The 20,883-nt window shown below is 62.1% G+C and carries 18 protein-coding genes and 1 pseudogene; 10 read left to right on the forward strand and 9 right to left on the reverse strand.

What is annotated here, in order from left to right:
- Window positions 1–43 precede the first annotated feature (43 nt).
- Entirely contained in the window at window positions 44–511 is a 468-nt protein-coding gene (locus tag ACFXP5_RS01155; protein WP_394543184.1) for a hypothetical protein, read from the forward strand.
- A 74-nt stretch (window positions 512–585) separates the two neighbouring features.
- On the forward strand, window positions 586–729 hold the full coding sequence (locus tag ACFXP5_RS01160) for a hypothetical protein (RefSeq protein WP_394543185.1): 144 nt from the start codon (window positions 586–588) through the stop codon (window positions 727–729).
- On the opposite strand, the gene ACFXP5_RS01165 is transcribed toward ACFXP5_RS01160, so the two are convergent.
- Window positions 726–1,211 carry a MarR family winged helix-turn-helix transcriptional regulator gene (locus tag ACFXP5_RS01165; protein WP_394543186.1) on the reverse strand — a complete coding sequence of 162 codons (486 nt, stop codon included), beginning with the start codon at window positions 1,209–1,211 and terminating at the stop codon, window positions 726–728. The genes ACFXP5_RS01160 and ACFXP5_RS01165 overlap by 4 nt on opposite strands.
- An 88-nt stretch (window positions 1,212–1,299) precedes the next feature.
- Here ACFXP5_RS01165 and ACFXP5_RS01170 point away from each other — a divergent pair.
- A pseudogene (locus ACFXP5_RS01170) lies at window positions 1,300–2,001 on the forward strand (EamA family transporter); the annotation flags it as partial.
- Window positions 2,002–2,150: 149 nt separating this feature from the next.
- On the opposite strand, the gene ACFXP5_RS01175 reads toward ACFXP5_RS01170, so the two are convergent.
- The gene (locus ACFXP5_RS01175; protein WP_394543187.1) at window positions 2,151–3,053 is read right to left on the reverse strand and encodes an NADP-dependent oxidoreductase; all 903 of its coding nucleotides are present in this window, start codon (window positions 3,051–3,053) and stop codon (window positions 2,151–2,153) included.
- Between the two features lie 237 nt (window positions 3,054–3,290).
- On the opposite strand from ACFXP5_RS01175, the gene ACFXP5_RS01180 reads away from it, so the two are divergent.
- Window positions 3,291–3,917 (forward strand): M15 family metallopeptidase, encoded by a 627-nt coding sequence (locus ACFXP5_RS01180; RefSeq protein ID WP_394543188.1) that lies wholly within the window; start codon window positions 3,291–3,293, stop codon window positions 3,915–3,917.
- Window positions 3,918–4,085: 168 nt separating this feature from the next.
- Here the strand turns inward: ACFXP5_RS01180 and ACFXP5_RS01185 are convergent, their stop codons facing one another.
- The 3 genes from ACFXP5_RS01185 to ACFXP5_RS01195 form a co-directional block, all read right to left on the reverse strand.
- On the reverse strand, window positions 4,086–5,246 hold the full coding sequence (locus ACFXP5_RS01185) for a DUF4232 domain-containing protein (RefSeq protein WP_394543189.1): 1,161 nt from the start codon (window positions 5,244–5,246) through the stop codon (window positions 4,086–4,088).
- A gap of 397 nt (window positions 5,247–5,643) precedes the next feature.
- Window positions 5,644–6,300, reverse strand: coding sequence for an SAM-dependent methyltransferase (locus ACFXP5_RS01190; RefSeq protein ID WP_394543190.1), 657 nt, complete (start codon window positions 6,298–6,300; stop codon window positions 5,644–5,646).
- Window positions 6,301–6,304: 4 nt separating this feature from the next.
- Window positions 6,305–7,318 (reverse strand): NAD(P)/FAD-dependent oxidoreductase, encoded by a 1,014-nt coding sequence (locus ACFXP5_RS01195; protein ID WP_394543192.1) that lies wholly within the window; start codon window positions 7,316–7,318, stop codon window positions 6,305–6,307.
- Window positions 7,319–7,387: 69 nt separating this feature from the next.
- Between ACFXP5_RS01195 and ACFXP5_RS01200 the strand changes: the two genes are divergently transcribed.
- The gene (locus tag ACFXP5_RS01200; RefSeq protein ID WP_394544159.1) at window positions 7,388–7,966 is read left to right on the forward strand and encodes a helix-turn-helix domain-containing protein; all 579 of its coding nucleotides are present in this window, start codon (window positions 7,388–7,390) and stop codon (window positions 7,964–7,966) included.
- A 586-nt stretch (window positions 7,967–8,552) separates the two neighbouring features.
- Here the strand turns inward: ACFXP5_RS01200 and ACFXP5_RS01205 are convergent.
- From ACFXP5_RS01205 to ACFXP5_RS01220, 4 genes are all read right to left on the reverse strand, one after another.
- Window positions 8,553–9,341: a hypothetical protein gene (locus tag ACFXP5_RS01205; RefSeq protein ID WP_394543193.1), complete on the reverse strand. Its 789-nt coding sequence runs from the start codon at window positions 9,339–9,341 to the stop codon at window positions 8,553–8,555.
- Window position 9,342: 1 nt separating this feature from the next.
- Window positions 9,343–9,696 carry a hypothetical protein gene (locus ACFXP5_RS01210; RefSeq protein ID WP_394543194.1) on the reverse strand — a complete coding sequence of 118 codons (354 nt, stop codon included), beginning with the start codon at window positions 9,694–9,696 and terminating at the stop codon, window positions 9,343–9,345.
- Window positions 9,697–9,744: 48 nt separating this feature from the next.
- Complete coding sequence (locus tag ACFXP5_RS01215) at window positions 9,745–10,527, reverse strand: AbiTii domain-containing protein (protein ID WP_394543195.1); 783 nt, start codon at window positions 10,525–10,527, stop codon at window positions 9,745–9,747.
- 83 nt (window positions 10,528–10,610) lie between these two features.
- On the reverse strand, window positions 10,611–10,850 hold the full coding sequence (locus ACFXP5_RS01220; RefSeq protein WP_394543196.1) for a hypothetical protein: 240 nt from the start codon (window positions 10,848–10,850) through the stop codon (window positions 10,611–10,613).
- A gap of 167 nt (window positions 10,851–11,017) precedes the next feature.
- Between ACFXP5_RS01220 and ACFXP5_RS01225 the strand changes: the two genes are divergently transcribed.
- The 5 genes from ACFXP5_RS01225 (at window position 11,018) to ACFXP5_RS01245 (ending at window position 20,500) form a co-directional block, all read left to right on the forward strand.
- On the forward strand, window positions 11,018–12,586 hold the full coding sequence (locus ACFXP5_RS01225) for a type I restriction-modification system subunit M (protein WP_394543197.1): 1,569 nt from the start codon (window positions 11,018–11,020) through the stop codon (window positions 12,584–12,586).
- Entirely contained in the window at window positions 12,583–13,830 is a 1,248-nt protein-coding gene (locus tag ACFXP5_RS01230) for a restriction endonuclease subunit S (protein WP_394543199.1), read from the forward strand. The genes ACFXP5_RS01225 and ACFXP5_RS01230 overlap by 4 nt, the downstream gene beginning before the upstream one ends.
- 1 nt (window position 13,831) lies before the next feature.
- The gene (locus tag ACFXP5_RS01235; protein WP_394543200.1) at window positions 13,832–14,956 is read left to right on the forward strand and encodes a hypothetical protein; all 1,125 of its coding nucleotides are present in this window, start codon (window positions 13,832–13,834) and stop codon (window positions 14,954–14,956) included.
- A 4-nt stretch (window positions 14,957–14,960) separates the two neighbouring features.
- The gene (locus ACFXP5_RS01240; RefSeq protein WP_394543202.1) at window positions 14,961–18,062 is read left to right on the forward strand and encodes a type I restriction endonuclease subunit R; all 3,102 of its coding nucleotides are present in this window, start codon (window positions 14,961–14,963) and stop codon (window positions 18,060–18,062) included.
- Between the two features lie 167 nt (window positions 18,063–18,229).
- Window positions 18,230–20,500 (forward strand): CHAT domain-containing protein, encoded by a 2,271-nt coding sequence (locus ACFXP5_RS01245; RefSeq protein WP_394543203.1) that lies wholly within the window; start codon window positions 18,230–18,232, stop codon window positions 20,498–20,500.
- The last annotated feature ends 383 nt before the right edge of the window (window positions 20,501–20,883 follow it).

Below are 20,883 nucleotides of genomic sequence, written 5' to 3' on the forward strand. Positions count from 1 at the left end.
GCAGAGGCAATGAACGGACGCACCAAGGAACCGAGGGAACCCGATGTGGGACACATTCTGGCCTGACGTGCTGGTCGCCGTCATCGGCGCGCTCGTGACTGTGCTGCTGGGGTTCTTGACCTACCTCGGGCGCGTGCGGCTCAACGAGAAGAGGTCCTTGCGCTCCCTTGTCGAGTCGGTGCATCGAAACCGGGCGTTCGCGGGAGAAGGCGTCGACATGTCGGGCGCCGGGGATCTCGACGATTACCGGTCGGCCGTCGCAAGCGTCGCCGCTCTGCGTGAGGACATCCTCCTGGCGAGGGAGCACTCGAGACAGCTGCCGAAGATCGAGCAGCCGCTGTCGGAGATGACCCGGGCATGTGACAGGTTCCTGGAGAACAGCGAAACGTCGCCTGACGATTACGCGGTAGACCTCGAGAGTCTCGAGGAGGAGCTCTCCCTTCAGTTACTCAAGATCGAGCGTGCGGTTCGGGGCGTCAAGGCGAAGGAGCCGGGTGGTGGGGCCTCCTGATCTCCGACGCTCCCCTCCATGGCCCCGGAATGAACGCGCCTACGATGTGAAGGTCGCCGACCGAAGGGTGCGCCATGTCTTCCTCCCACCACATCCCGGCTGCTGACGAGCCGAGCGTCCCCGAGCTTGAGGTCGACGAGAACGTCGCGCCGCGTCCGGAAGAAGAGATCGCCGACATCGCGCGGGCCGAGCCCGACGTCGACGACCACTCCGCCTAGATCGTCTCCGCCGGCCCGAGCCGGCTGAGAAGCTCGGCCAACGTCGCGCGCTCGCGCGCTGACAGAGGCGCGAGCACCTCTTCCTCCGTTGCGAGATGGTGGGGGAGTACCTCGTCGACGAGGCGGCGACCGGCGTCCGTCAGCCGGACGAACTTCCCGCGCTTGTCAGCGGGATTCGGCTCGCGGGCGACGAGCCCGAGGGCTTCGAGGCGGTTCAGGCGCTGCGCGACCGCGCTCGACGTGATCATGCTTTCGGCGGCGAGCGCAGCGGGAGTGGCTTGGTAGGGCGCGCCCTGACGAAGAAGAGTCGCGAGCACGTCGAAGGTCGCGGCGTCGATGCCGTGTTGAGAGAACGTCGCTGCGAGTCGCGCTTCGACCGCCGCCGCGGCGCGACTCAATCGGCCGATGACCGCCATGGGCGAGACATCGAGCTCCGGTCTCTCCGACTCCCACTGGCTCAGGATGCGATCGACGTGGTCCATGACCCCAGCATATTGCTAAGCACTGAGATACAATGACTAAGTGCTTAGCAATCGAATGGGGCTTGTCTTCGCGACCGCGCTCGCGCCGATGCTGTGGGGAACGACCTACTTCACGTCCACGGCGTTCCTCATCGGCGGTCATCCCTTGTTGACCGCGACCGTGCGCGCTCTGCCGGCGGGCATCATCTTGCTGCTCGTTGCTCGACGACGGCCGCGGGGAGAGTGGTGGTGGAAGGCCGCCGTTCTCGGCACGCTCAACATCGGCGCGTTCTTCGCCTTCCTCTTCATTGCGGCTGATCGCCTTCCCGGCGGCGTTGCGGCCGTCATCGGCGCGATCCAGCCGCTGCTCGTCGCCACGCTCGCGTCCCGGTTCCTGTCCGAGCGTCTCACCGGCGTCGTCATCGTTGCCGGTGGTGCGGGGCTCTTCGGCGTGGCCCTCATCGTGCTGCAGGCACCGAGCGCACTCGACCCGCTCGGAGTCACCGCGGCCGCCGCCGGCGCCGTGTCGATGGCGGTCGGGGTGGTGCTGACGAAGCGGTGGGCGGGCGGTCCGTCAGCACTTGCGCTCACCTCCTGGCAGCTCATCGCGGGCGGACTCTTCCTCGCCCTGCTGACCGCCATCATCGAACCGCTGCCCGCACAGGCACCCTCGCTCGTCAACCTCGTCGGGTACGCCTACCTCACGGTGGCGGGCACGGCCGTGGCCTACCTGCTGTGGTTCCGCGGCATCGCTCGCCTGCCCACGCGGGTTCCCGCGTTCTTGGGTCTGCTCAGCCCGCTCGTCGCCCTCAGCATCGGTGCCGTCGCCGCGGGCGAGTCACTCACGCTGGCGCAAGGGGCCGGCGTGGTCTCGTTCTGGCGTCGGTCCTCGCGGTGGTCGCCGGGTCGCGCCGACCGGCACGATGACAGCCGACGGAGCGGCTGGCTTCTGTCCGGAGATCAGCCGACCGTCAGGATGAGCTTGCCGCGGACGGCGCCGGACTCGCCGACCCGGTGCGCCTCGGCGACATCTTCCAGAGGAAACGTCTGCCCCACCGGGATGCGGAACGTTCCCTCGCCGACCCGCTGCATCGCCTCGGCGATCGCGTACTCCGCGCGTCCTTCGTTGCCGCGACTGAACCGCACGCCGTACTGCTTCGCGCCCGGGAAATCGGCGATCGTGACCACGTTGTCCGCGCTGCCGGCGAGGTCGATGAGTTCCGGCAGCACACCGCTGCCGGCGACGTCGAGAGCGAGGTCCACCCCGTCGGGGGCGAGTGCCCGCACTCGGGCGCTCATCCCTGCGCCGTAGGCGACGGGCTCCGCACCGAGGCTCCGCAGATAGTCGTGGGTCGCCGGGCTTCCGGTGCCGATGACACGAGCACCGCGCTCCACGGCGAACTGCACGGCGGCGCTGCCGATGCTCCCGGACGCGCCGTTGATCAGCACGGTGCTTCCGGCCGTGACGCCGAGTTGATCAAGGGCGCGGGCGGCGGTCTCGACCGTCGAGGGCAGTGCGGCCGCCTCGACGAAGTTCACTGACGCGGGAATGGGAGCCCACGTCGACAGGACGGCGAACTCCGCTTGCGCCGCCCCAACACCTCCGACGCCGACGACCCGGTCACCAAGACCCACCCCCGCGACGCCTGCACCGATCTCATCGACGACACCCGCGGCTTCGTAGCCCATCGTCTGCGGCAGCTCCTGATCCATCTCCCCGGAGCGCTTCTTCCAATCGCTCGCGTTGACTCCCGCCGCGTGTACCTGGATGCGCACCTCGCCAGGGCCCGCGTGCGGCTCGGGAAGATCGACGATCTCGAGAACCTCGGGACCGCCGAACCGACCGAACTGTGCTGCCTTCATCTCGCTGTTCCATCCCTCGGGAGGTCGGGCGTGGGCTCACGCCATGCCGATTCTGCCGCGCGTCGCCGAACGCGGTCGAGAAGATTCTCCGGCACCGGCGCCGACTGTGTCACGGTTCGCCCCGCAGGCGAGGCGGCGGCGGTGGTCGCCACCTCCCGCCCTTGCTCGGCGATGTATCGCCGCCATATCGAGATCCCCAAACGCCCCGGCAACACGCGCCCGCGTGAACTGGGCAGCATGTTCCACGTCGCAACCCCCGTCCCCGCCGTTCGCCCATCCATCCGCAAGCGTCGCGTCGCCTTCATCGTGGTCGGAGCGGTCGTCGCAGCTCTGCTCGCGATCGTCGTCACGCTGCTCGTGACCGGCACCTTCGCTGCGGCCGTGCGCCCGATCGCGCCGCTCGCGCCGCTTCTACCGTTCGAACCGACCGCCGACGACGGACTCATCTCCGGAGACACCGAGGTCACCCTCGCCGACCACGACCTGCCCGCGATCGCGCGACTCGACCCCGCCCTGGCGGACGCGATGAGAGAGGCCGAGACGGATGCTGCCGCCGACGGCATCGAGTTCGAGGTGACGAGCGGGTGGCGCGACGATGACTATCAGCGGTGGCTGTTCGACGACGCGGTCGACTTCTACGGGAGCGAAGAAACCGCTCGGCAGTACGTCGCGACCCCGGAACGCTCGAGCCACGTCACCGGCCACGCCGTCGACATCGGCCCGCTGGACGCGCAGCTCTGGCTCATCCAGTACGGCTCGGCGTACGGCATCTGCCAGACCTACGCGAACGAGCGCTGGCACTTCGAGCGCGCGACGGAGCCCGGGGGAGCGTGCCCCGAGATGAAGCTGGATGCTGAGGGGTAGCACGCCCCTGATCCGCCGCACCGTTCTGCGGGTGGGAGGGGCGGCACCCGTGATCCGGCGCGGGGGAGCGTGGGGTTGGATGCCTCCGCCGCACCGTCCTGCGGGAACGGGCCGAAGCATCCGCGAAACGGTGCGGGCGAGGCTCGACGCCATGCAGCTTGCCGCCGGTCAGCCGTCCCCGCCGTCCGTGGGGCCGAGCTCGTCGAGCTGCCACGCGGTGACCTTGACGGTCGAACCCTCGATGATGTCGAGCGAGACCGTAGAGCCGCTACGCGGGTCGCCGGGCACCTGGGCGGTGAGCACGGTGGAGGCGACGAGCGCACCCGCCGTCGCGTTCGCATCCCACCCGATGTAGGCAATGGCGTAACCACCCGCCGGAACCTCGATCGGCTGGGGTCCGAAATCCGACGTCATGAACGAGCTGCCACGCTCGACCGTCACGTTCAGCGCGTGGCCGTTCTGGTCGCCGAACGCCACGTCGGGGTAGCCCTCGACGACGCAGGGTGCGTCGGAGAAGTTCATGAGCCGGATGCTGAGGCCACGGTGACCAGTCGCGCCATCGTCGGTGCCGGGAAACACCGAGGCTTGCTCGGGCGTGCACCACGACGGGTCGCGGGGTACCGCGGTGGGCGCGGTGAGCAGCGTAGCGGTGCCGACGGCATCGGGGTTAGGGACCGCACCCATCCCGAGGTACTGGTCGGCGGCGGCCTGCGTCTCGGCGTCGGCCTGCGCCTGCGCCTCGACGGCGGCAGCCTGCGTGACGCTCGATCCGACTGTGCCCGTGACCGCGAAGGCGACGAGGGCGGCCACCGCGACCGCCCACGGCCAGCGCGGTGCGGTCGGCGCCGGGGCTGGGGTGGGGTTCGCGGACCGGCGGGAGGCGACGATCGCCGGGATCCAGCCTTGAATGAGGCCCCAGTATGCCCCCACGACGGCGTAGTCGACCGTTGTGTAGAGCACGGCACGCCAGCCCACGACCTCGACGGAGCCCAAGACGCCGATGCCGTCGATGAAGAGCCCGACGACTGCGCCCCCAGCGACCGAGGCGAACCACGCCGCCGCGAAGCCCGGTGCACCACGGCGCGAGACCCAGCCGAGCACGACGAAGACCACCGTGGCAACACAGGCCCCCGCCAGGAGCAGCGCGAGGAATGCCCACGGCTGCGCCCATGACCAGAACTGCGCATCGGTCGGCGTTGGCACCAGCACCTGCAGCGCCCGCGTGACGTAGACGTTCGACGCCGCTGCCACCTGCAGGTATCCGCTGAGGAGCCAAAGTGCCCCTGCCAAGGCAGCCGCGATCAAGATCCGTTTCGTGTTAGCCCCCATGCTTCGACCCTATGGCGAGGTCGCCGCGGTGCCGGGGAGGGGTGGCTCCTGGAGTGTCCGGCGGGGCCTCAGGGGACGAATGTGATGGGGGTTGGCCCGTTGAGGATGGGTGCCGCGGGGTGAGGACGCCTGCCAGCCCCCACCCCGGCTTGCTCACATATCGCGACAGTGCTTACACAAGGGCCAGCCGTTCGTCCCGGACCGCTTGTTGAACGACAGGATCTGCTGCCCGGACGGGCAGGTGCTCTGGTCGTGGTGGACGTCCGGGTCGCTCTGCTCGACCGAGAAATACGGCGATACCTTCATGTCGTCTCCTTTGACTCAAGCCAGCAAACGCTGGCGTCGATCAAGGTAACGGGAGACCCAGACATCGCCGTCGTGGTGCAAGCTGGCGGCGCTAGTCCCGACGCACCCGCAGAACCGAGTCGGTCAGCGTGACCGTCCCCTGATCGCGCCACTCGACCTCCCGCGCCACGAACGCGCTTGTCTCGACAACCCACCCTTCGGGCAGCTCGAGCGCGGCGAGCACCTCATCGGGTGAGGGCAGCGGAGGAGCGTCCTCTTGGTCGTGATGGCTGGCTCCGGGCGGGAACGCCCCGTGCCCGACGACGAGCAACCGCCCGCCGGGTGCCACTGCCGTCACCGCGCGCCTCAGGATCTCCTCGCGCGGCAGCTCGACGGGGGAGTGCAGGAACGCCGACGTCACGAGGTCGTACTCCGCCGACGGATGCCACGTCGCCAGATCCGCCTGCACCCACGTGATGCGGTCGGCGAGTCCGAGCTCGGCCGCCTTCGCCGCTCCGACCGCGAGCGCATTCGAGGAGATATCGACGGCGGTCACGGTCCAGCCCTGGGCGGCCAACCACAGGGCATCCCCGCCTTCGCCGCTGCCGAGCTCGAGCGCGGTGCCAGGAGTAAGACCCAAGACTTCGCGCTCGACCGCCGCGTTCACGTGCCCGGTCCACATCGACCCGTTCTCGCCCCGGTGGGTGAGGTAGCGGGCTTCCCAGAACTCCGCCGGGTCGGTGCGTGCGTCGTCGGGTGAGTGAGCCATGCCCTCAGTCTCCCGCCCGCTCGGCGACGCGCGCGGTCGCCGCAGCAACATCTTCGGCGACGAGTTCGCCGTTGATGGCGAGCGCCGCGGTCGCTCCCGACCCCATCGCGATCGGAACCAGCGCATTCGGACTCCCGGCGTTCCCTACCGCCCAGACGCCCTCGATGCTCGTCCGCCCGAACGGGTCGACGGCGGTCCACGGTCCGACGGGTGTCTCGGTCTGCTCCACGCCGAGCTGTCGCAACGGTTCGTCCAGCGCGACCGGAGTCGATTGCGCGAACACCACGTCCACCGCCGCGACGGTTCCATCGGCGAGACCAAGCCCCGTGAGCGCGCCGGCATCCGAGACCACGTGCGTGACGAAGCGATCCTCGATTCGGATGCCCCGCTCCTCGAGCACCCGCCGCTCGTCGTCGCCGATCGTTCCCGCGAGCCCGGTGAAGACGGTGATGTCGCTGGAGTACGCCCGCAGCATGTGCGCCACGTGCACTCCCATCGGTGACCCGAGCAACACCCCGATGGTGCGACCGGATGCTTCGTACCCGTCGCAGTACGGGCACGCCACGACCCCGCGCCCCCACTGCTCCACGAGACCCGGAATGTCGGGCAGCTGGTCCCGCGTCCCCGTCGCGACGATGAGCCGACGCCCCGTCGCACGGGCTCCGGTCTCGGTGACCACCTCGAACCCCTCTGCTATCGCGCGCGTCTCCACGACCCGCGCGTTCTCGATGACGCCGTCGACGGCCCGCACCTCGCGGTAGCCGTCGGCGACGAGGTCGAGCGGCGAGTACCCGTCGCGGCTCAGCACGCCGTGCATGTGGGGCGCGAACCTGTTGCGCGGCTCCTGCGCGTCGAGCACAAGCACGCGGCGCCGGGCGCGGGCGAGGATCAGCGCGGCGCTCAGCCCGGCAGCACCACCGCCGATTGTGATGACGTCCCAGAGCTCGCTCGAGATGTTCGAGGTCTGGGTGGGGGAGTGAGGGGCGGATGCTGCGGTCAACCGTTCGTCGTGCGTCATACCCCTCACGATGCGCGCCTGGTACGGTGTCAGCAACTATCGGTGCCGAATCGGCAAGATTGGATCGCGATGCCCGACGACTCTCTGGCTCTCATCGGGCCGCGCCTGAAGAGCTGGCGCGAGAAGCGCAGTATGACCCTCGCCGAGCTGTCCGAGACCACAGGCATTTCATCGAGCACGTTGTCGCGCCTTGAGGCCGGCAAGCGCGCGCCGAACCTGGAGCTGGTTGTTCCGATCGCACGAGCACTGCGCCTGGAGCTCGACGACATCGTGCCGCGTGCCGTGCCGGACCCGCGCGTCAAGCGCACGACGAAGAGCATCGGCGGCACGCAGTACGAGACGCTCTCACCCGAGTCGAGCCCGGTGCAGACGTACAAGGTAACGTTCCCCGCGAACCCGCCCGGGGTCGTCGCGGTTCCCGAGCCGAAGGTGCACGACGGGCAGGAGTGGCTGTACGTGCTGTCGGGCCACCTTCGGCTGGTGATCGGCGAGCAGGACGTGACGCTCGGCCCGGGCGAGGCGGCGGAGTTCGACACCCGCATCCCTCACTGGCTCGCGGCGACCGGGGCCGGTCCGGCCGAGGTGTTGTCGATCTTCAGCAAGGAAGGCAAGCGGATTCACTTGCGGGCACGCACAACGCGGGTGTAGAGCGTCACTGCGCGAGCTACGGATAAGGCTTCGACGTTGACGCTGTCCGGGGCCGAGGCTGTTCGGTCAAGCTCCACCGAAGCGCTCTACGCCCGCGTCGACTTTCAATGGGTGTCGAGTGCATCTTTGAATGGCTCTCCGCCGTTTTGATGTGCCGAGTAACCAACCGCGGTGCCATCGAGTACACGAGGATGGGCTCAAGGAAGTACATTCAGCGCGAGTCGCTGATGAGCTTCATCGCCATGAACACGCATCGCCGCTACCACGCGCGCTGACTGCTATCGGCCGCGGCTCAGACGTGGGCCGAGATCCACCAAGGCGTCGCCCTCACCCGGATATTCAGCCTCGGGGATCGCTTCCACGTACCCGCATGCGGGGCATGCGTAGCTATCAGGTGCATCACGCATCAGAACGCCGCACGTGAGGCACCGCGGCTGCGCGGCGTCGGCGAGACCGTCCCTGTCATCGTGCCTCCGCGTCTTCTCCACGCGGCGACCGTATGCCGAACCACGACAGGCCGCGCGGATTTATCCACAAGGCTCGCGCCCCGGTCGCGGTCTGGGGCAGCCGAGCGGGTGTCGAGCATTCAGTCGCCGATTGCCGTCTCACTCTCAACGACGGAGATTGCATCAGACACCGCGACCACCCCCACCCGTCCCACGGCGTGATCAACCATGGTCCGAACGATCGCGATCAAATCCGGCATCTCACCCGGCGTAATCGACAAGCTCCCGTCGCCGTATCGTGCCGCAGCGCGCTCCTCCCGAAGTCGCAGGAGCGTCGCGTAGAAACCTTCGGGGGCGTTCCCGAGCCGCTCATTGTCACGCAGCCACTTGTCGCGCACATTGTGAAACTTAGTTTCCTGGGATTGGGACAGCATCTGCGCCTGCACGCTGAGTTCCGCGGCGGAAAGGAGGTTATCCACTGCCGGTCGAAGGGCACGTTCGTATGTAGCCTCGACGGTATCAAGGTAGTCGTCGGCGAGGCCAAGAAGTTCGGCGTTGCGCTGCTTGTTGTACCGAAAGTCGAACGCGATGTATGCCTTAGTCCCGATCACGAGGTAGGCGAACCAGCCGCTATTGGCGTGAACGTCGACAGGCCAGAACGACTCGAGGCCGCTGATGTTCTCTGCTGTGACCGATTCGCCCTTCTTGATCGGGGTTGACGCGATCGCCCTAGCCTGCAGAGAGACCTCGTCGTTGATGCGCACGATTGGGGGTGCACCGAACGGGGGAAGCTCGATCACGGCTCTGAAGACGTCTTCGCGGACGAGCCGGTCCCCGCGCTGCTCAAGGTCGTCGTCAACCCATGTCGCGAACATCGTCTCGACAAGATTCTCCCCGAGGTTGTGGGCGGGTTCGGTAACGTCGCTCATCTCAACGAAGCACTGTCACTGGGATGTCGACCTGCTCATCGCGACCCTCGATGTGCGCGTAGGCCGCGATGGTGCCGATGGCTTGCAGGCCCGAGCTGGCATCGCCGAAGTGGACAACCACGCGGTCATCGGCGACTGTGGCGCTGCCTGGCCCGTAGTTCGCCTGAGTGGCGCTCGCGGTGTCGAACACCCACGCGCTGGTCGACTCGGTGAAGCGGGTACCACCGTTGCCGCTCGGGTTGTAGTAGTACAGCCCGTACCCGAAATATTCGGGGGCATCAGTTATAACGGGGTCGCCTGGTCCCCATGTCACCGTGACTGCCTGCGAGGCCTCTTCTACGAGCACTGAAGTCACGGCTCTGGGAAGGGTGACAGACATGCGTTCCCCTACCGCGTGACGTGATCAGAACGAAAACTGAAGCATCGTGACGGCCGTTCCCACGATCGTCGCGAGCCCGACGATCGCCCCGCCGATGACCCGGGCCCGCGTCCAAAAGCGCGGGGCGTCTTTCTCGAGGGGGGTGGTAACCGTGCTGCCGTCGCTAGCTTGGGCGATGCTCACCCGGTTGCCTCGCCCGTTGATCACGAGGTTGACCGCATTTGCTGCCTGGGCAGGAGTCGGCAGCGCCTGCCCGTGCGGCGTGCTAGACCGAAGCTCCGAGATGAGTTCCGCCAGCCGAGTGCGGATCTGGTCAAGTACACCTTCCAGCGCGATGATGCTGACGCTCCAGTACAGCGAAACAATGTGGCCATTCATCTCGCCCGTGTCATTGATATAGCCGACGAGGTCCGCGGCTCCTGGTGGCTGCAATTTCACCATGCGGTCGCTGCGGTGCTGGTCCACCATGCTGTGGATCTCGCTCACTCCCATGCGGAGGGGCACCAGTTCGTTGATCTCCTCTCGCGCGAAATCGGGGATGTCCATAGCTCCGATCGTCTGGTGCCGCACGATTCCGCCTGACACCGCGCCGTCGATCTGCAACGGCGCAGGGACCGTGCGGTACGTAGGTAACTCATCCTCTCGTGCGTAGCCGCGCAGTTCCAACGAAGCCCAGGCGCGGAGCTCGGGGGAGCCAGCATTCCCTCCGAGCAAAATGAGCTTGCGGAGGAGCGTGTCCAGCGGCTTCTCAGCGAGAAGATCCTGCTCGATCTGACCCATCAGGTCGGCGCGCTTCTTGATGCTCACAGGCACAGTATTACGGCGACCAGCGACATGCCGTGCTCGACGCACCGCCATCAACAAGGCAGAACAGAATGCGGGCGGCCAAATCAGACCACTTTCCGATACATGCCCTTCAATCCGAACAGGCCGACGGCCTGACGGACAGTCAGGCCTTCGTGGTCGGTCATGTAGCTCCGGATCAGTGCGGTTTCCGAATCGCCCTGATCCGGTTCGCCCACGTGAACGATAGGCGAGTCGAAGTCATCTGCCGTTACCACAGCGACATCGACCGTTGGCGCATCAACATCGAACGGGTCGCCGTCTAGCGCAATTACAAACTGAGCCATACCCCGATCATATGGGCGGAGTTGGACGTGCACCCAGGCGCAGGTGCGCCGTCTGAAGTGCTGACTTTCTGAGAATCAAACGCGCCAGTCGACGTCCTTCTCGCAGCCGATCAGCCTACGGCGCGCGGGCCGTAGGTGGGTGAGAGCGCGAAGTACACTCGAGAATTATGCATGTCACTCAGCAACGCGCCGCTCTGCAACGCCAGATCTGGCAGATCGCCAACGAGGTGCGCGGTGCGGTCGATGGCTGGGATTTCAAGCAGTATGTGCTCGGCACCCTGTTCTACCGCTTCATCAGCGAGAACTTCTCCAGTTACATCGAGGGTGGGGATGACAGCATCCGCTATTCGCGACTGTCCGACGATGCAATCCCCGATGACATCAGGGACGATGCCATCAAGACAAAGGGCTACTTCATCTACCCTAGCCAGTTGTTCGCCAACGTGACCGCCGCTTCCCCAGCCAACGAAGCCCTAAATACTGATCTGGCTAAGATTTTCACTGCCATCGAGGGTTCCGCCAGCGGCTACCCGTCCGAGCTGGACATCAAGGGCCTGTTCGCTGACTTTGACACCACTAGCAACCGCCTCGGCAACACCGTCAAAGAGAAGAATGCCCGCCTGGCTGCGGTGCTTAAAGGCGTTGCCGAGCTTGACTTCGGCGACTTCGAGGGCAACCACATCGACCTTTTCGGTGACGCCTACGAATTTCTCATCTCCAATTATGCCGCCAACGCCGGAAAATCTGGCGGCGAGTTCTTCACCCCGCAGCACGTTTCCAAACTCATCGCGCAACTGGCCATGCACGGGCAAGCCCAGGTCAACAAGATTTACGACCCAGCCTGCGGATCTGGATCTCTGCTACTGCAAGCCAAGAAGCACTTCGACTCCCACATCATCGAAGACGGATTCTTTGGCCAGGAAATCAACCACACCACGTACAACCTGGCGCGGATGAACATGTTCCTGCACAACATCAACTACGACAAATTCAACATTCAGCTCGGCGACACGCTGCGCACACCACACTTTGGCGACGAGAAGCCGTTCGATGCCATTGTCTCGAACCCCCCGTACTCAGTGAAGTGGATCGGCTCGGACGACCCCACTCTCATCAACGACGATCGCTTCGCGCCCGCAGGAGTACTGGCACCGAAATCTAAAGCGGACTTCGCTTTCGTGCTGCACGCCCTGCACTATCTCTCCGGCAAAGGGCGTGCCGCAATTGTCTGCTTCCCTGGCATATTCTATCGGGGCGGCGCGGAGCAGAAAATACGCCAATACCTCGTGGACAACAACTACGTAGAGTCCGTGATTGCGTTGGCGCCGAATCTATTTTTCGGCACTACCATAGCGGTCCACATTCTGGTGCTCTCTAAGCACAAGACCGATACTGCGATCCAGTTCATCGACGCGAGCGGGCTGTTCAAGAAGGCAGTGAATTACAACGTACTCACGGATAACGAGGAGCGAGAGAACCCCGGACACATCCAGCAGATCATGCAGGCATTTGGCGACAAAGCTAATGTCGCGCATTTCGCCATCTCGGTAGACGAAAAGACGATAGCTGATCGCGACTACAACTTGTCGGTGAGCCGATATGTGGAAGCCAAGGACACCCGTGAGGTTGTCGACGTTGCCGAGTTGAACGCGCGACTCGAGCGAATGGTTGCCCGGCAGGCTGAGTTGCGCACCTTGATCAATGAGATCGTTACTGACCTGGAGAGCTCCAGTTGAGCCGCATCGATCGATTGGTTGCCGAACACTGTCCCGACGGTGTTCCGTATCTGCCCTTTAGCGCCGTGGGCAGTTTCGCGCGCGGCGGCGGACCGCAGAAGAAGGATTTTCAGAGTTCCGGCGTGGGGTGTATCCATTACGGGCAGATCTACACCTATTACGGTACTGCAACAAAGGTCGCAAATGCGTTTGTCAGCGAAGCAGTGGCGGCCAGGTCTCGGCTGGCCAAGCCCGGCGACGTAATCATTGCGGTGACGGGTGAGAACGATGTCGATCTTGCGCGTGGGGTCGCTTGGCTGGGTTCAGATCCTGTCGCGGTGAGCAACCACACGTTGATCTTCACCTCGGATCTGGATCCGAAGTACGTCTCGTATTTTCTGCGTTCTTCGCAGTTCGACAAGGAAAAGCGTCGACACATTACTGGGACGAAAGTTCGATCCATGTCCATCGGCGCGTTCGACAAGATCCGTATTCCGGTTCCGCCGATTGAAGTGCAGCATGCGGTCGTAGAAATGCTTGATAATTTCACCGAGCTGGCATCAGAGCTGGCATCAGAGCTGGCATCAGAGCTGGAGGCTCGGCAAGAGCAGTATGCCTATTATCGCCGCGCGATTCTGGCGAGCGCAGACGCCCCGTTTGTGTCGCTGGCGAGCCTTGGCAAATGGCAGGGCGGCATAACCCCCTCAACGAATGACACTCGCTATTGGTCCGGAGGGACTATACCTTGGCTCGCGTCAATGGATATCAGCAACGAATCCACGAATGAGATTCGCGGGCGGGTTACGGTAACTGCCTTGCGAGAGACAGCGCTCAAGATTGTTCCTGCTCCGTCCGTTGCCGTCGTCATGCGATCGAATATCCTGCGCCGCCGTCTTCCGATCGGGCTAGTCACAGTGGACACCACGGTCAACCAGGACATTCGTTTGCTTTCACCGCGCGAGGATGTCGATGCTGAGTACGTATATCAGGCGCTTAGAGCTGGCAGTGAAGAGATCCGTAGCCGGTGCGTGCGTATGGATGGATCGATGGCGGCTGTGAATTCGCAGGACTTTTTCGCATGGAAAATTCCGCTGCCTTCGATAGAGGAACAGCGGTCCACCGCCGCCCAACTTCGGTCGTTCGAAGTTCTCGTCAACGACCTCCGTGCTAGCCTCCCCGCCGAGCTAGCTGCGCGGCGGACGCAGTACGAGTACCACCGTGACAGGTTGCTCGCCTTCAAGCAATCGGAGGAGGACGCGATCTGATATGGGCCAGACGCTCACAGAAATTGCTAGCCAACTAAGAGACACCGACAAAAAGGTGCAGTTGGTCTATGCCTTCAACGGCACCGGCAAGACGCGTCTTTCCCGTGAGTTCAAGCAGCTTGTTGCTCCTAAGGACTGGGGTAGCGAGGAACGATCCGCGGACAAGCCCGCCCCGCCCCGCACGAAGATTCTGTACTACAGTGCGTTCACCGAGGACCTGTTCTATTGGGACAATGACCTCGAGATGGACACCGCTCCGAAGCTGGTGATTCAGCCCAACTCGTTCACCGAGTGGTTACTCGCGCTACTCAGAGAGCTTGGGCAAGATGGAAACATCGTCAGATATTTTCAGCGCTACGCCAACGACAAATTGACCCCACATTTCAATCAGGACTTCACTGAAATTACCTTCTCGCTAGAGCGCGGCGACGATGAAAGCACTGGCAGCCTGAAGATTTCAAAGGGTGAAGAAAGCAACTTCATTTGGAGTGTCTTCTACACACTGTTGGACCAGGCCATAAGCACGCTCAATGTCGCCGAACCGGAAGATCGCGAGACCCGCCAGTTTGATCAGCTTGAGTATGTGTTCATTGACGACCCAGTGAGTTCGTTGGATGACAACCATCTGATCGAGCTGGCCGTCAATCTGGCGGGCTTGATCAAGGGAAGCCCCCCTGGCCTGAACTTTGTCATCACTACCCATAGCCCGTTGTTTCACAACGTACTGTTCAACGAACTCAACTCGAAGACGTGTTACTTACTCGAGCGTCTCGAGGATGGTACTTTCGCTCTCGAGACCAAGAACGGGGACTCGAACAGTAGCTTCTCCTACCATCTGCATCTCCGGAGAACGCTTGAGCAGGCGATTTCTTCGAATCAGATCGAGCGATATCACTTTACTCTCTTGCGCAACATCTATGAGAAGACGGCGAGCTTCCTGGGCCACCCGAAATGGTCGGAGCTTCTACCCGACGACAAGCAAGCCTACCTGAATCGCATCATCCAGTTCACGAGTCATAGCACTTTATCGAATGAAGCGGTTGCGGAACCAACACCTCAAGAGAAACAGACGGTCAAGTTCCTGCTGGAAAATCTGATTGACAACTACGGCTATTGGCAGGAGTAACAGAGTGGTTGAGCAGACCAAGCCCATCGCCGAATCCAGCAACTTCATCGTTCTTGACAGGTATGTCAAGGAGTGGGTGGCGGCGGAAAGCTACCAAAGTGAGTCTGATCTAGAGCGCGATTTGGTTCATGACCTTGTCGGCCTCGGGTACGAGTACTTGCCAGATCTCAGAACGCCACAATCGTTGCTGGTCAATGTCCGTGAGCAGCTTCAAGCACTGAACGGTGCGCGGTTTTCAGACAGCGAATGGACGCGTTTTGTAGAAGTTTGGCTGGATAAGCCGAGCGATGGAATCATCGAGAAGACTCGCAAGATTCACGATGACTACGTCCATGACTTTGTGTTCGACGATGGTCGCATCCAGAACATCTATCTGCTTGACAAGAAGAACATTGCCCGCAACAAGATCCAGGTGATCAAGCAGTTCCAACAAGCCGGCAGTCATGCTAACCGCTACGACGTGACCGTTTTGGTCAACGGACTCCCTCTTGTCCAGGTTGAGCTGAAGAAGCGGGGCGTGGCAATCCGCGAGGCCTTCAATCAAGTGCACCGCTACAGCAAGGAGAGCTTCAACCGCGAAAACTCCCTGTTCAGATATTTGCAGCTGTTTGTGATATCCAACGGTACTGACACGCGCTACTTCGCCAACACAACCCAGCGCGACAAGAACAGCTTCGACTTCACCATGAACTGGGCGAAGGCAGATAACGGCCCGATCAAGGACCTGAAGGATTTCACCGCCACCTTCTTTCAGAAGCACACCCTGCTTAACGTGCTACTGAACTTCTCGGTGTTCGACGTTGGCAACACGCTGCTAATCATGCGGCCGTACCAGATCGCCGCGACCGAGCGAATCTTGTGGAAGATCAAGAGTGCGTATCAGGCCAAACGCTGGAACAGCACCGAAGGCGGAGGCTACGTCTGGCACACGACTGGTTCGGGGAAGACACTGACCAGCTTCAAGGCCGCGCGTCTTGCGACTGAGCTTGACTTCATCGACAAGGTCTTCTTCGTCGTGGACCGCAAGGATCTGGACTACCAGACCATGAAGGAATACCAGCGGTTCTCGCCCGATAGTGTGAACGGTTCGGACAGCACGGCAGGGCTGAAGCGCAACCTGGACAAGGACGACAGCAAGATCATCGTCACAACCATCCAGAAGCTCAACAACCTGATGAAGAGCGAAATCGATCTGCCGATCTACGGACGGCAAGTGGTCTTCATCTTCGACGAATGCCATCGAAGTCAGTTCGGCGAGGCGCAGAGGAACCTGACCAAGAGGTTCAAGATGTTCTACCAGTTCGGTTTTACCGGTACACCAATCTTCCCGCAGAATGCTCAGGGCGCGGACACCACAGCAAGCGTATTCGGCCGAGAACTGCATTCGTACGTCATCACCGATGCCATTCGCGACGACAAGGTTCTGAAGTTCAAGGTGGACTACAGCGATGTTCGTCCGCAGTTCAAGGTCATCGAGAGCGAGCAGGACGAGAAGAAGCTCAGCGCCGCGGAGAATCGGCAGGCATTGCTGCACCCAGATCGCATCCGTGAAATTACTGAGTACATCCTCTCCAGCTTCCGCAAGAAGACTCACCGCCTCCAAGCGGGCGCGACCGGCTTCAATGCCATGTTTGCCGTGAGTAGTGTTGACGCGGCGAAGCTCTACTACGAAGCTTTCAGGACCTTGCAGAAGGACAGCGATAAGCCTCTGCGAGTTGCGACAATCTTCTCCTACGCTGCCAATGAGGAGCAGGATGCGTTAGGTGAGATCGCAGATGAAGGTTTCGAAGTGTCAGCCCTGGACACGAGCGCCAAAGAGTTCCTGAACGCGGTCGTTGCCAACTACAACGCACAGTTCAAGACCAGCTTCTCTGTGGACAGTAAAGGCTTCCAGAACTACTACCGGGACCTGGCAAAGCGCGTCAAAGACCGGGATGTGGACCTGCTTATCGTGGTAGGGATGTTCCTTACGGGCTTTGATGCGCCAACGCTGAACACCCTGTTCGTGGATAAGAACCTGCGGTACCACGGTTTGATTCAGGCCTACTCGCGCACCAACCGCATCTTCGACTCCACCAAGACCTTCGGCAATATCGTGACCTTCCGTGACTTGGAAGATGCAACCATCGACGCCATCACGCTGTTTGGCGACAAGAACACCCGCAATGTGGTGCTGGAGAAGAGCTTCACTGAGTACATGGAGGGCTTCACCGACGTAGCCACGGGCGAAGCCCGACGTGGATTCGTCGACGTAGTGAGCGAGCTTGAGCAGAGATTTCCCGAGCCCGCGGACATTGTGAAAGAATCCGACAAGAAGGCTTTTGCAAAGCTGTTCGGTGAGTACCTGCGGGTGGAGAACGTGCTGCAGAACTACGATGAATTCACCAGCCTCAAGGAGTTGAAAGGCGTCGACACAAGCGACCCGCAGACTCTCGAAAGCTTCAAGGCTACGCACTACCTGAGCGACGACGACCTAGCGGTACTGCAGAAGATCCGAGTTCCCGCCGATCGGACAATTCAGGATTACCGCTCCACCTACAATGACATCCGCGACTGGCTGCGCCGCGAGAAGGCCTCGGAGGAGAAAGTACATTCCAGCATCGACTGGGATGATGTGGTGTTCGAAGTGGATCTGCTTAGATCCCAGGAGATAAACCTTGACTACATCCTTGAGTTGATCTTTGAGAAGAACAAGAAGACCAAGGACAAGGTGTCTCTGGTCGAGGACGTGCGCCGCATGATTCGCGCTAGCCTCGGCAACAGGGCGAAGGAGAGCCTTGTGGTGGACTTCATCAATCAGACCGACTTGGACACACTGGCAGACAAGGCAAGCGCAATCGAAGCGTTCTTTATTTTTGCCCAGTCAGAACAGCAGCGCGAAGCTCGGGAGCTGATCGAGGATGAAGCGCTGAATGCTGAAGCGGCCAGACGGTATATCAGCGCTTCGCTAAGGCGTGAATTCGCCAGCGAGAACGGCACTGAACTCAACGCGATTCTTCCCAGAATGAGCCCACTCAATCCTGAGTATCTATCAAGAAAGCAGAGTGTGTTCCAGAAGCTGGCCGAGTTCGTCGAAAAGTTCAAAGGTGTTGGCGGCGAGATCTGAGCTGAGTTTCTTTCTGTCGCGAGAGCTTCACAAGCAGCTCGAATCAGTTCTTAGCATTCGGTATGGTCCGCCCCTAGGAGTCAAGTGATTGGCGTTCCGACGATCCGACCCGGCGCCCAGCAGAAGCCCACACGCCAGGAGAGGCGTGGCAATTCTAAGGTGGCATAGTGAAGTCGCCAGGCCAGCACATCGACGGTAGCGGAGTCGTCCATCAGCCGAGGCCCATATATGTGATCGTCTGCCACATTGATGGCAGTGTTGACGACACCTATGAGCCAGTCCTGCGGGATGTTTCTCCCGGGATCGATGATCCTGAGACCACGTTCGACCCTGACCTCGTGCCGATCCTCCCAGCGATCTGGTATGCGCTCCACCTTCCAGCGACACGCTTTGATGTCGTTGATCTACCGCTGGTAGGTATTCGGGAATCCCTTCAGGAGAAGCGACGACACCTGGTCCTCCCCGTGCCGGCCTACGCGCTTCAGCACCCGCTCATGCTTGCAGCGCTCGCTCAACTGGGCGAGCTCACGCTGATGATCAGCGACGACAAAAGCTTCGATGCCGCATCTTCAGCCTCCGAAAAAGCCCACTTCGTACTTCCCGCAACTCGCGTGAGTGATCTGAATGAAGGAACGCTCCAACGACATTGGAAGATGCTTAGCGAGAGCTGGAGCGCCAGTTGGCCGGCAGGCGTTGAAGTCGATCGACAGCCTCCACCTTGGTCTCCGATCATCGCGGCAAACGGCTCGGCTCTACCCCTCGGCCGTCTTCTCAAGAGCTTGGGTCGATCCGACGTGACTGTACGTACCGAAGACCAGGCTCCGCTTGATGGGGCCTTGAAGCTGCTGTGGTGGCGCTCGTTTCTAGACGCGCTGTCCGGTTTGGAGGAACGAGGTCTCACGACCACAGAGGCGGAACCTCTGTTGGATGCCGAGATCTCAAAGGCGGCGCGCCGACTCAAGGTGCCGCTGACGGTGTCGCTTCCAGGTGTTGCCCCTCGCTATCGGCGCCTCGTGAGCCAGCGGGCACGGGACGCGATGAAGCCGAGTCTCGACAGCATGAATTCGAGTGATGCCGCTTCGGCAGCACCGCCCACTAGCCGTAGAGGCGACCCGCCTGACGTGCTGCGCCTCATGGTCGCTCACAACGCGTCAGGCGACAATTCTGCGGGGTATGTGTCCGACGAGCCCGTCCCCGATGAAGCATTCGTCGCGCTGGCGAACCTCGAACGCTACTGGGTCGACAGCTCGCGGTCGGCCAAAGGCATCCAACCCGAGAAGGAGGCGCGCTTTCGAGCGCGCCTCGATGACGCGATGCAGCCGTTTTGGTCGGATCAGATGATCACTGCGATTCAGTCCGCCTCTCAAATCGATGCGTTCACGAACTTTCCAATCGGTCTACTCCGCATGCCAGGCCATTCAACTCCTCTGGCAGCCCTGCTCCCTATCGCTTACCGACCCCTTAACCCGCTTACGAGGGCTTTTCAGCTCGATTTTGCTCCGGACGGTGTGACGGATATCAGCGGAGGGATGCGCGTTCTTGTCATCGAGTGCATTCCCGAGACGGATCCTGTCGGCAAAATCTCGAGAAGCGCTTGGTCCTTCGCTGCCCGTGAACTCACACAACCCGACCGGTCTGTCTTTGTAGATCTCGTAGATGCCTCGGACGTAGGCGAGGTGTCGCAGGCTATTGCCACCCATCGACCTGACGTGCTGATTCTGAGTGCTCACGGTGTATATGACGCCGACTCGAACATGGCCGGGCTCGCCATCGGCGACGGAGTCAGCATGGGCGATGACCTTGGTCCGATGCCCCCAGTTGTCATTCTGAGCGCGTGTCATTCGGGGCCCCGCGGCGCAGGTCCGGTCGCTGTCGCAGACCTGCTAGTCCGAGCTGGAGCTCATGCTGTGCTGAGTACTTTGGTCCCGGTTGACGTACGCCACAATTCAACGTTCATGACGCGACTTCTCCTGTATATGAGCGAGTCAATCGGCGGCTCGGAGTCGCACACGACGCTCATGGATCTGTGGCATCGAGTACAGACCAATACCGTGATATTGGATGTCCTATACGGGAACGCCAAGCTTCTCGAATGGGGTCATTCGGAGGCCAAGGGAACCCCCCCAGTCGTGGAGTTCATGAGCAACCGGTCGGTCGGGCGGCTCCGAACGTCACATCTGTACGAAGACACAGAGGCGATACTCCTCGAGATCGCGGAAGATCGAGGGGAGAAGGATGCGGTACAACGGTGGCTTCGAACGCCGGGGTATGTCCCGGAGTCGATGATGTATACGGTCGTCGGGGATCCGTCCAGTATCCGGTTTAGGGCCTCTAGCCTCACATCTGGGCGTGGCGCAAAGATTGAGCCACGCCCACTCCCACCTTCGGCGCGGCGCGCCACCAAGCGACTCAATCCTGGCCGGAAGAAGCGGAAGTGACGGCAAGTATCTCTCGTGGATGGTCCGGGGCTCGCCCAATAGCCCTCGTCGCTCACGGGACGGCTGCACGACCTATTGAGGCCTTGACTACTTCGAGGGGAACGCTTCATCTGTGTCTTCAAGGAGGCGTTCGGCGAGATTCGAAGCACGCGCATCTGGACCGGAGGTCTGTTCAGGGGCACCTCTGGTATAGGTTTGGAATTTCGCACCGCGGCAACCGGCTCGTATGCCAGAGCGCAGCGTTCGCGGTCGGCAGCTAGTTGAACCAGACTGAGACGCGTCCCCCTGTGGGTCCGGAGCGCTCGGGACTGCACGGCACGAACCGCCTGTCAACAATTCGGGGCGGACCCTCGCTACGGACAGCTCGTCACACCGAGGGTCAG

This window comes from Microbacterium hanjuni (genome assembly GCF_043556395.1).
GTDB lineage: Bacteria > Actinomycetota > Actinomycetes > Actinomycetales > Microbacteriaceae > Microbacterium.